Here is a 10,192-nt window from a genome sequence, read left to right as displayed (position 1 = left end):
CTTCGGGATGCTCTACCAACTGAGCTACATTTGCAATTTAATATCCTTTTTATAGGATTGGAGCGAAAGACGAGATTCGAACTCGCGACCCCGACCTTGGCAAGGTCGTGCTCTACCAACTGAGCTACTTTCGCATATTAATAAGATACTCAATGTATCTTCTGCTCTTTTTATTTTTTATTTCAAGTTCTCTACGATTAGCATCTAACTTATTGTCAAACTCTTCACTATAAACCAAGTACCAAGGTCCTTTGTTACGGGTTGCTGTAACTCTCCCATCGTTATGGTAAGATAGTCGTTCAAGTATATTTTGAGTGTGACCGACATAATACCTTCCACTCTTTTGAGACTGAATGATATAAGTTAGAAACTTCATCATGTTAAAGAACTAAACCAATCGTGATGCTTTCGTGATGCTTTAAAGCTTTCGCGTTTTGGTGAGTGCAAATATAGACAGAAAAGCGTTTCTGTCAAGCATTTTTTATTTTTTTTGAGTGCATTGGTTTAATGGCTTGCTAATCAGGGCATCCGTTATTTCATGAATGGTTTACCCCATAGAAAATCCTAAGTGCATTGATGTCTTTGGCAACTATTCGGCATTTTTTCGGACTTGCTACCCCTTTGGTCCTGATTTGATCCGACATACCTACCGGACGGCTTCGGTTGTTTTACCGGAATTTATCGCCTTTTTTTCAGTTGTTCTTCGGGAGTTCTTCGGCAAGGCTATGGTTGGTACCGAACACTTCCCGAAGAAATGCTATAGAAAGGGCGAATCAAGTCGGTATTCTTCCCCCATCTTGTCCGGTCATACTGCGAACCGCAGCCGCAGAAACTTGAATGGACTCGTCCAAATGGTTCAAAATGGTTCAATTTGGTTCATTTTGTTTCAAAATTTCGGCTCCCGTCTCTTTCTCCCCAGGTTTGTGCTGTACCGGTACTTAATTCATTTTTTTTATTAACCCTTAATATCAAAAATATGGGAACAATCAGACAAGGAGCCCGGGGAGCAATGTCATTAACTTAAGTTTGTACGGCTCCCAAATCTGAAATGTCTGTGCGGATTTTTTGGAGGTTCCAGCCTCCGCTGGAATGACAACGCCGTGGGGAGATATTGGGAGATTCCAGCCTGCGCTGGAATCTTAGGGCAGCAATGAGGAGGTTCCTGCCTTGGCTGGAATCTAACTGGAATGCTTAGTAAACTATTCCGCAGACCTTGCCTGATAGTCATTGCCTTTAGAAATAGCTTCGTAAATAGCATCCTGGATCCTTGGGCGGATCCTCAGGCTGTTCAACTTATTATTAACAGAGGGGTAAACTCTATTGGATAAGAATATGTAGATCAGGTCGTTTTTTGGATCAACCCATACACAGGTTCCTGTGTAGCCGGTATGACCGTAAGTTCCTGATGATGCTAGTGCACTGGGATAATTGCCACCATCACTCCTGTCAAATCCCAGTCCGCGTCTGCTGACTCCTGACTGGCGTGATGTGAAAAGATCAACGGTCTCAGGTTTGAAGTATTGAATGCCACCGTATTTTCCGCCGTTCAGGAGAACCTGATTCAAGATTGCAAGATCGTTGGCGCTGGCAAATAATCCGGCATGACCAGAAACTCCGTTCACCAATGCTGCACCCTGATCGTGCACATCTCCCTGCAGAAGGGTCTTACGGAAATAAGTATCCTCCTCAGTTGGAACAATCTTATTTCTTTCGAAGCGGCGGCGCGGATTGAATCCGGCAGTGCGCATCCCCAATGGTGCATAAAATTCATTTAATACATATTGATCGAGGGAAGCACCAGACTGATGCTCCACAACTTCTTTCATCATGTACATACTGATATCGCTGTAGACATACTGCCCACGCGTTCTTATAGGGGAGTCAAGCATTTTCGGCAGCATTGCTTCCTGATAATAGTTCCTGCGAACGAAATAGTTGTCGGCAACTTTTACGGGATATGAGTATGACGAATCCGCGCTATGATCCTGCGATTTCATATAGCTTGGAAAATCGAGGTTTATAAAGCCTGCCTGGTGAAGCATAACTTCTTTTATGGGAATAAACTCTTTGTTTGTTTCTTTGGCCTCAGGAAAATATGAACCAATACTTCCATTAAGATCCAGTTTCTGCTGCTCGTAAAGGCGCATAACCGCTATAGTAGTTGCCGCAGTTTTGGTTACTGACGCGAGGTCATAAATATCATCTGGCTGGGTGGGCGCTCCACCATAGGTATGAGAACCATAAGCCCGGTTAAATATCACATTACCATTTTTGACCACCATAACCACCGCACTTGGCGTAGCATGCTGGCTAATGGCTTCGTTTACAATTTTATCTATCTTGTTAAGATTCGCTGAGTTGATGCCAACGTCTTCGGGTGTAGAGTATCTTAATCTGATCTTTTCAGTTGAAAATCCGGAACCAGCCGTGTATACAGGGCTAACCTCCTCCTTTAAACGATTGTGAGCTGTAGTTCCTCCAAAGATAAGTTGGGCAGAAAAATCTGCTGCTGTCTCAGAAGTCTCGGGATTCCAAATAATCGGATCAGTGAAACTACTTAAAAGTTTGAGTGCAAATGTGTTACCGTAACCCACGAGGATCACTTCTTTTTCCAGCTGAAGGTTAAGAAGATAATTAACAGTTTCCGGATAAGCCAGAGATTCAGAATTTACCTGGACTATAATGGTTGTATATGGTTTGAGTTTGGTGGCAGTCGCCTTAGTTAATTCCACTTCATCTACTGGAGCGAAATGACGCAAAACTTCGTTAAATGAATGGGCATAAAGAAGTCCGATATTTATAGAAGCGATTTTCCGGTCCTTCAGGTTTATTAAAGGAATTGTGCTGGAGGCATTATTTAGCAATACCGTAGACTGCTGAGCATCTGCTTTTAAATTTAAATCGGCAGTGATTTCCGCCGGGCTGATTGGATCATCAAATCCCCCGAAAAAAATGAGCATTATTAAGACGCCTGCACTAAGACTGATACCGGCTATTCCCCTCTTAAAAAACTTTTTCCCCAAAGCACCATATATTAATCGTTTACACTAATCTTTAAACTATGCAGTTTCCAGATCCCACAATTAAGAATCCCCTTTTCTTAATCGACTTAAGCTAATTTAGCTTAGATAACTTAAAAACGCAAGAAAACATACTATATTCTACGCAGATGAAAATATTTTGTTTCAGAATTCAGCTTCAGACTAAAATGAGGGATACAAAAGGGCTTTAAAAAAATTGTTAATCATCATCAAATCAAAGGCCTGACCCCCGCCAAATAACGTTCAGCAGGGGTCAGGCCTTCAATCTCTTCAATTTATAAAATTCTAAAATCCTAATCCAAGAGTAAACCCTTTAACAGATTGGGGGAATGTAGCGCCTGCAGTAGCTGCTCCGGTTGTTAAGTTGACTGTATAGATGCGGGAAACTCCGGCTACGTTAAAGATACCGTATGCGGTGTTGCTCGTACCTCCGATGTCAAAGCCATTTGAAGATTCTACATTAAACCCAAGGGCACCAACGTCAACAAGCGTCCCATTATTTGGGGGATCCTGTTTGAAAAGACGATCTGTTTGCGAATCAACGTCAAATAAAACAGTGGTTGTTGTACCCGCAAAATTATTTGTATATGCTACAGCCGTAATAGCGGAGGTGCCTGCGCTTATAGCTCCGTCAACAGTAAGTGTCGCATCCGCAGGATTTACCCTAAGGTTAAGTCCGGCACTGCTCACAATCCTGATACGATCTACTGTAGGGTTGAAGTCAAATCCGATATCTGTGCCTGTTACAACGGTACTTAACGGACCAGTACCAACCATTGCTGCGACTCCGGATGAAGCATTCACCGAGTAAAGCCTGCTGGTACTTCCTAACGCAAAAAGCTGGCCGTTTAGCGGCCTCATATCAAGACCGATGAGTGTTTCGCCTGCCTGTGTTCCTGTAATTGGCTTACTCACCGGCACAATTGCAGTAGCCATCGGATTAAATATCACAAGCTCGTTATTGGTATTTAATGCGTATGCTACAGGCTCAGTTGGAATTGCAATACCAATGATCTGGTTCATAAAATTTCCGACCTTCGTGGCTTTGCCAGAACTAAGGTCTATCGTAAATAAACCAGATTTTCCCGCAACAGACATTGCAGCCAAAGCTACCGATCCATCGGGGCTGATATCAAATCCACCGGCTTCTTCAATGTCGAATCCAAGAGCACCAACTTCAACAAGTTTGCCATCGTTGGGCGGATCTTGTTTATGCAGTTTGTCGTTAGTAACATCAATATCGAAAAGAACTGTGGTAGTTGCACCTGCACGATTTTGAGTGTAGGCGGCAGAATTGATTTTTGCATTTGCAACAGCATTTAGACTAAGGTCGGTAAATGCAACTGTACCGGTTTCAGGGTTTAAACGAAGGTTCTGGTTTGTTGAAGTTACAAGTCGTATTCTGTCCACGGTAGGGTTAAAGTCAAAACCGGCAACGGTCCCGCTCACACCTGGGGTGAATGCGGTAGCACCAATAGCCCGGGCTGTTCCCGTTTTAGGATCGATAACATAGATCCTGCTTGTACTGCCCAGTCCGTATAATTGTCCGGTGGCAGGCCGGAAATCCATACTAAGTATTGATTCTCCTGTTTGAAGGCCGGTAATAGTTACCTGAGATGTTATAGTAGAGACATTATTGGCGTTCAGAAATAGAATTTTACTATCAGAAGTCAGCGCATAAAAATTCAGATTTGGGCCTGCCGAAATTATTTCAGACTCGACATCTCTATCCTTTTTGCAGGAAGTGAAAATAACGGTTACGACAAGGACAACTATTGCCGCTCCCATTTTAAATGTTGATTTGAACATGTTTTTACGATTAATGAATAATATTTGGATAATTATAAAAGTGCGATGTTATTTTGGCGCTTAAATACGTACCGGATGGCGCAATGAGGTCCATAAGGACTGGGCGGATATCGGCATTTCCTAAGCATAAGCAATTATATACGACAAGGGGAGAAAAACAGTTTTCAGATCTATATTGGATTATGGATCAATTAAATATGGGGTTAAAACTAATTATGAATTGTTAAGGCAGCATGTACCATCATATCAAAAAAATAAAGGCGTAAAAAAAAGGCGACTGACATGAAGCCAATCGCCCTGCCTAACACAAATATTAGCCGGTAACTGTAAGCACAGAACCTGTAATAGCAATACTATATTTTTTCAAAGCGGAACTAGCGGGGCCTGTGATAACAGCGCCGGAAGGGGAAAATACACTGAAATGATTAGGACAAACAAAATTACCCTGAGCACTTTTGAATTCGATGGCCGTTCCCTGATGTGTACATGCCACCTGAACGGCCGTAAATGATGCTAATGCATTTCCTGCTGCAAGTCTAACCACAATTACACCATTAGTGGTTTTTGAATCCCCCACAGATTTTATATCTGTATTCAGATCCATATTAAAATTAACAGTTGCGGGAGGTGGTGGTGGTGGTGGAGTGGGTCCACCCGGAGTTGGTTCGTCTCCTTTTCCGCAAGCAGCCAAACACCCTGTGCAGGCAGCTGCTAACCCAAAACCCAGGGTATTTAAAAATTCTGTTCTTTTCATATCTTTATGTTTAGGTTATATAATTTACGGTTTTGTTTTATTAAACGTGAACATTCTGGAGATTGTAAATCCGAAGCGATATTGGCCTTTACCCCAGGACGATGTCGAATTGGGAAGAAAATTATTTTCGGCGATTGCTTTGGCATTGGCAAAATTCATCGAGAAAACGTGTCCGCCGGTCTCTATTTCAACTCCCAACCCGAGGGGATTGTAAAAGCTTATGTTTGGATTATTTTTTCTGTAATCGGAATTAATTATGTAATAGTCGGCAACCACTCCGAAGCGTTTTGTGAATTTATACCTTCCAGCAATCCCCGTTGAAAACATAGTCCTTTCATCACCTTTACCAAGCACAACGCTTCTGAACAAAATACCTGGTGTAACTTGAAGTGATAAATTAGGAGAAAACTTCCGTGATATTATGGCCTGAACAAAATGGGAAAACCGGTTTCCATAGCTATCAAAAATCGTTGTATTTACCTTATATGGTGTAAAGCCGGTTTTAACCAGGGCACTTACAGATACAGGTGACCCAGCAGTTTCCTTCTGTTGTAAAAGGGCATATTTCAATTGAAGGTCTAACAACTGTTCGTATTTACTCCGGCCAAAGGAGATGTTAAAACGGTCAGAAATTCCGTATTCAAACCCGATATAAATGTCGGTTGAGTTATCAAATCCATAAAGTGTTTTTGACCCTCCGTCTGTTCCCCCGATATCCCCAAATCGGTGAATAACTTTAAAATCCATGTCATTTTTCTTAATCATCGTAGTCGTTTGGGATAGGATCAAACGGCTTGATTTGAAGGAAGCAATAGCAACCTCCCCATCCTGATCGGAAGTCATTTCTCTCATAACGGAGTCCATATCCTGAGCAGTGCTTTGGTAGACGGACAGGGAAAACGTTATTAATAAGATGTAAATCTTGGTCATAAAACTTGCTTTATTTGACGGTACTAAAAGTACCTTTTAAGGTTATTCGAATGGTTTCTGCTATATTTTTGAATACAAGGGAGGGAATTTTAATGTTATGGTCCTCGCACTTAACATTAAATGCCGAGCTTAATTCCAGCCGAGCGTTCAAGACTTTTACGGTGCCTGAAATTGAACGCTTCTTTGTTACACCGTGAACTTCGAGATCCCCTGTAGCGGTCACCTGATACAAACCGTCTCTCGAAACGTCTATCGGTGTATTCAACTTTCCTTTAAATTTTGCTGTGGGATACTTATCTGATTCCATGTAATTTTCATTGAAATGCTCCTGCATCAGGCTTTTTCTAAATCGAAAACTCCTTATAGAAACTCCAAATTGTATCTCCCCATTATCGGTATTTATAACACCATAAGCGCTTTTAGAAGTTGCTTCAATATCCTCCATTGGGGCTTCGGAGAATAAAGTTAATTCAGCTGTTTTGGTAACGAACACAGACTTAACATTATGTGCGGTCAGCATTATACATGTGAGAAATCCAAGCAACAACTTCGTATACATTACTTTTTACTTTTATTTAAGTTAGTGATCACTCCCACACTCATACCTGCAGATCTCAATCTTATATTGCCATATCCAAGATCAGTTAGCGGAAGTTTCAGATATGGGTTAAACGCGAGCTTAACATTATTGGTAAGGCTTCTTTTGTAGCTTAGGCTCAGATTAGCAATTCCAAAAAAATGATTGTTTTGATAACCGGTTCTAAAAGAGCTTAATCCGCGGGCGTTCAAATTCTGATAGGTAAATGAATATTGCTCATCCAGCATAAGGTATGACGAGATCCCCGCTCCTAAACCAATGCTGGATTTACCTTTGTTCAACAGGGTATAGGCTAGATTCAGCTGTATATCCATTACATCAAATCCCGAACTGACAATATTAGGTTTAACCTGGAAATGATTATAGCTGGCCGGTCTAAAGGACGAAAACCCTGTTTGATAGGTTTTCTTCCCATAGGCAGCACCGGCCTCTATTGAGAGCTTATTCGAAACCTTGTAGATCAGGCCTGCACCCAGGCTATAGCTAAGCTTGTTGTTTTGAAGCTGTTCCACGCCATTCAGATCGGGCGCAAAGTTAACAGCCAGGGAGAAACGGCTCTTAGAAGAATTTGACTTCGTATTATCTTCTTCCTCTTCATCAGCCGCAGGAACATCATCTGCTGAAAGAGGCTTCTCACTCACCGCCACCTCTCCGTTAACAGAGCTACTCACATCTCCCGCGTCCGGAGCCAGCACTGCCGGCACAGAAGTATTATTGGAAGGATCGGTTGCTTTAGGAATATCAGCAGTAATTACCTGTGCTGCCAGGGTACTTTGGGCAGGTGCCTCCACTTCAGCGTTTGACTCAAAATTACTGTAATAAACATTCGGTGTGCTCAGCAACAGTCTACCCGGCGCGCTAAATGGAGATTTTGCAGGAGTCGATTCTGTCACAATTTCGACGCGGTTAGGAGCCTTAAGCGCTGGCCCGGTTTTGCTATCCGCGTTCGCATTAATATCTGGCTGATCCTGTGTAAAGTCATCAGAATTAAATATTACAGCCAACACCAGCAGAAAAACTGCAGCTATCGCCGATACAAATATAATGTACGATGGTATCGTATTCCGGCTTTTTTGGCTTTGAAGACGGCCTTTCATCAACGCCCAGTCTTCATCGACTTCATTCAGGTAAGGAGAAATCAGCCCCGCCCTGAAGATTTCGTCGAATTCGTGTTTATCAAAATTTTTCATTAAACTATTTTTTTTCTCTTTTGGAGTGTTCGAATCTGCGCTACTTTGAAACCCTTAGAAGCTGATATTCAGGTTCATTAGTGTTAATAATTTTCTCACTTTGTCTATATGCCAGCTCCAGGAGTTCTCTTAGTTTTTTCCTTGCTTTGAACAGGTTGGACTTAGATCCTCCAACACTGATCTTCAGCTTTTGTGCAATTTCTTCATGCGTAAGGCCATCGACGGCGTATAAGTTGAACACAGTTCTATATGATGGCGGCAGCTGCTGAACCAGCTTAATGAGTTCATCATAATATAATTTGTGCTCAATGGTGGCATGTTCAAAAACTTCGTCCACATCAGAGATATCAACCAAATTCATATGTTTCAATTCAGCCCTGTAATGATCAATAGCCGTATTTGACATGATCCTGCTTACCCATCGTTCAAATGGTTTCTCGGGATCGAACTTGTGAAGATTATTGAAAATCTTTAAAAAGCCATCATTGATTATTATGCGAGCCTCTGAACGATTTGACGAGTATCTCAAACAAATATTCATAGAGAAGCCATAAAAGTTTCTATACAGCAATTCCTGCGCGTTTAGCTCCTTTTTTATGCACCTGCCAATTAAAAGCTTTAGTTCATTTCTGCTAATCACAACTTTGTTTCTAGGGACAACACGTACGAAGTCAAATAAAGGTTGCCTGAATATCTAAAAATACATTTTTTTATTACATACGTAATTTACGAAAACATAGATGCTGATGCGAATACCATAACCTCATTTGAACTTCCAGGCAAGAATCCTGCTTATTTTTTGCCCCTGCGACATAGGGATAGTTCTGACATCGGTCGCATTTGCTTTCTTAAGTTCACTATAACAAACAGGAAGCGTTTCTTTTTTTGAGATGAGTGAGCTGAACCATACAACCGAATCAGCAAACGCGGCACTTTCCTGAATCATCCTGCTTACAAAACGAAGCTCTCCCCCCTCACACCATAGTTCGGAATTCTTGCCCCCGAAATTGAGATCGTTCCGGCCAGCCTCTTTGCCAAGATTTTTCCATTTGCGATCTGTGCCTGCCATTGATTCCTGTAAGGATGAGTGAAACGGGGGATTACAAATCACCGCATCAAATCTTTCACCACGATGGATTACTCCATCAAGAATATGGTCAGCTGAGCTTTGCTTACGAATACTAACAGACTGTGTAAGCTGATTTGCCTCAATAATATTTTTTGCTGAGCGTATAGCAAGGTAATCAATTTCGGAACCAACAAACGTCCAGCGGTATTCTTTGTGTCCGATCAATGGATATATGCAATTTGCGCCGGTTCCAATGTCCAGCACCCTTACGGATTTGCCGGTGGGTACCTTGCCGTCCGCATCCTTTAACAGATCCGCCAGGTAATGAATATAGTCCGCCCTGCCTGGTATAGGAGGACATAAATATCCTTCTGGGATATCCCATAACTCAACTCCATAAAAATGAATAAGCAAGGCTTTGTTTAATGTTTTTACAGCGTCCGCGTCTTTAAAATCGATTGACAGATTACCGTAATCGTTCTTTGCAACATGTTTCCCGAGTTCGGGACATGATTTTATAAGTTGTTCAAAGTTGTAAAGATCCCGGTGTTTGTTTCGGGCATGGAGCTGGTCCTTTTGCTCATTTTTAGATCTTTCAGGCTTTGTCATACCGCTAAAATAGGGAAATTAAAGCCTCTTACATCAGCATTCGATTCACCCTACACCTGCTGGGTATAAGCTGTGTTAACAAACAAGAATAAGTATATCCCAAGGCACACAAAGGAGTATAATCTGCTCATATTATTTTACCCGTTGTGCGGTTTAAATTAATTGAAAAAATGGACGGAAATAAAGAAATAA

Annotated in this window: 8 protein-coding genes and 1 tRNA gene; all 9 read right to left on the bottom strand. The window is 41.8% G+C overall.

The features are described from left to right. Positions 1–58: 58 nt before the first annotated feature. A tRNA-Gly gene (locus WKF69_RS16320) sits at positions 59–134 on the bottom strand. Positions 135–1,199: 1,065 nt separating this feature from the next. Next, on the bottom strand, positions 1,200–2,960 hold the full coding sequence (locus WKF69_RS16315; protein WP_340383238.1) for a serine hydrolase: 1,761 nt from the start codon (positions 2,958–2,960) through the stop codon (positions 1,200–1,202). Between the two features lie 366 nt (positions 2,961–3,326). Further along, positions 3,327–4,850 (bottom strand): DUF4394 domain-containing protein, encoded by a 1,524-nt coding sequence (locus WKF69_RS16310; RefSeq protein ID WP_340383236.1) that lies wholly within the window; start codon positions 4,848–4,850, stop codon positions 3,327–3,329. Between the two features lie 313 nt (positions 4,851–5,163). Next, positions 5,164–5,604, bottom strand: coding sequence for a Rieske (2Fe-2S) protein (locus WKF69_RS16305; RefSeq protein WP_340383234.1), 441 nt, complete (start codon positions 5,602–5,604; stop codon positions 5,164–5,166). A gap of 24 nt (positions 5,605–5,628) precedes the next feature. Then, positions 5,629–6,534 (bottom strand): DUF5777 family beta-barrel protein, encoded by a 906-nt coding sequence (locus WKF69_RS16300; RefSeq protein WP_340383232.1) that lies wholly within the window; start codon positions 6,532–6,534, stop codon positions 5,629–5,631. A gap of 10 nt (positions 6,535–6,544) precedes the next feature. Next, a complete protein-coding gene (locus WKF69_RS16295; protein ID WP_340383230.1) occupies positions 6,545–7,093 on the bottom strand; it encodes a YceI family protein in 549 nt (182 codons plus the stop codon). Further along, positions 7,093–8,322, bottom strand: coding sequence for a hypothetical protein (locus WKF69_RS16290; protein WP_340383228.1), 1,230 nt, complete (start codon positions 8,320–8,322; stop codon positions 7,093–7,095). The genes WKF69_RS16295 and WKF69_RS16290 overlap by 1 nt, the downstream gene beginning before the upstream one ends. A gap of 40 nt (positions 8,323–8,362) precedes the next feature. Beyond that, complete coding sequence (locus WKF69_RS16285) at positions 8,363–8,962, bottom strand: sigma-70 family RNA polymerase sigma factor (RefSeq protein ID WP_340383226.1); 600 nt, start codon at positions 8,960–8,962, stop codon at positions 8,363–8,365. A gap of 123 nt (positions 8,963–9,085) precedes the next feature. Continuing rightward, complete coding sequence (rlmF, locus tag WKF69_RS16280) at positions 9,086–10,000, bottom strand: 23S rRNA (adenine(1618)-N(6))-methyltransferase RlmF (protein WP_340383223.1); 915 nt, start codon at positions 9,998–10,000, stop codon at positions 9,086–9,088. Between the last annotated feature and the right edge of the window lie 192 nt (positions 10,001–10,192).

Origin of the sequence: Daejeonella sp. (assembly GCF_037719425.1) — a bacterium.
In the GTDB taxonomy this organism is placed as follows: Bacteria; Bacteroidota; Bacteroidia; order Sphingobacteriales; family Sphingobacteriaceae; genus Daejeonella.
The sequence above is the reverse complement of the archived record's forward strand: the minus strand, read 5'-3'. Positions and strand labels throughout refer to the sequence as shown.

Excerpts from the sequence above, each read along its gene's own strand:
- WKF69_RS16295 (WP_340383230.1), bottom strand. The coding sequence starts at position 7,093 with ATGTATACGAAGTTGTTGCTTGGATTTCTCACATGTATAATGCTGACC.
- WKF69_RS16305 (WP_340383234.1), bottom strand. The coding sequence starts at position 5,604 with ATGAAAAGAACAGAATTTTTAAATACCCTGGGTTTTGGGTTAGCAGCT.
- WKF69_RS16290 (WP_340383228.1), bottom strand. The coding sequence starts at position 8,322 with ATGAAAAATTTTGATAAACACGAATTCGACGAAATCTTCAGGGCGGGG.
- WKF69_RS16315 (WP_340383238.1), bottom strand. The coding sequence starts at position 2,960 with ATGCTCATTTTTTTCGGGGGATTTGATGATCCAATCAGCCCGGCGGAA.
- WKF69_RS16310 (WP_340383236.1), bottom strand. The coding sequence starts at position 4,850 with ATGTTCAAATCAACATTTAAAATGGGAGCGGCAATAGTTGTCCTTGTC.
- WKF69_RS16300 (WP_340383232.1), bottom strand. The coding sequence starts at position 6,534 with ATGACCAAGATTTACATCTTATTAATAACGTTTTCCCTGTCCGTCTAC.
- rlmF (WP_340383223.1), bottom strand. The coding sequence starts at position 10,000 with ATGACAAAGCCTGAAAGATCTAAAAATGAGCAAAAGGACCAGCTCCAT.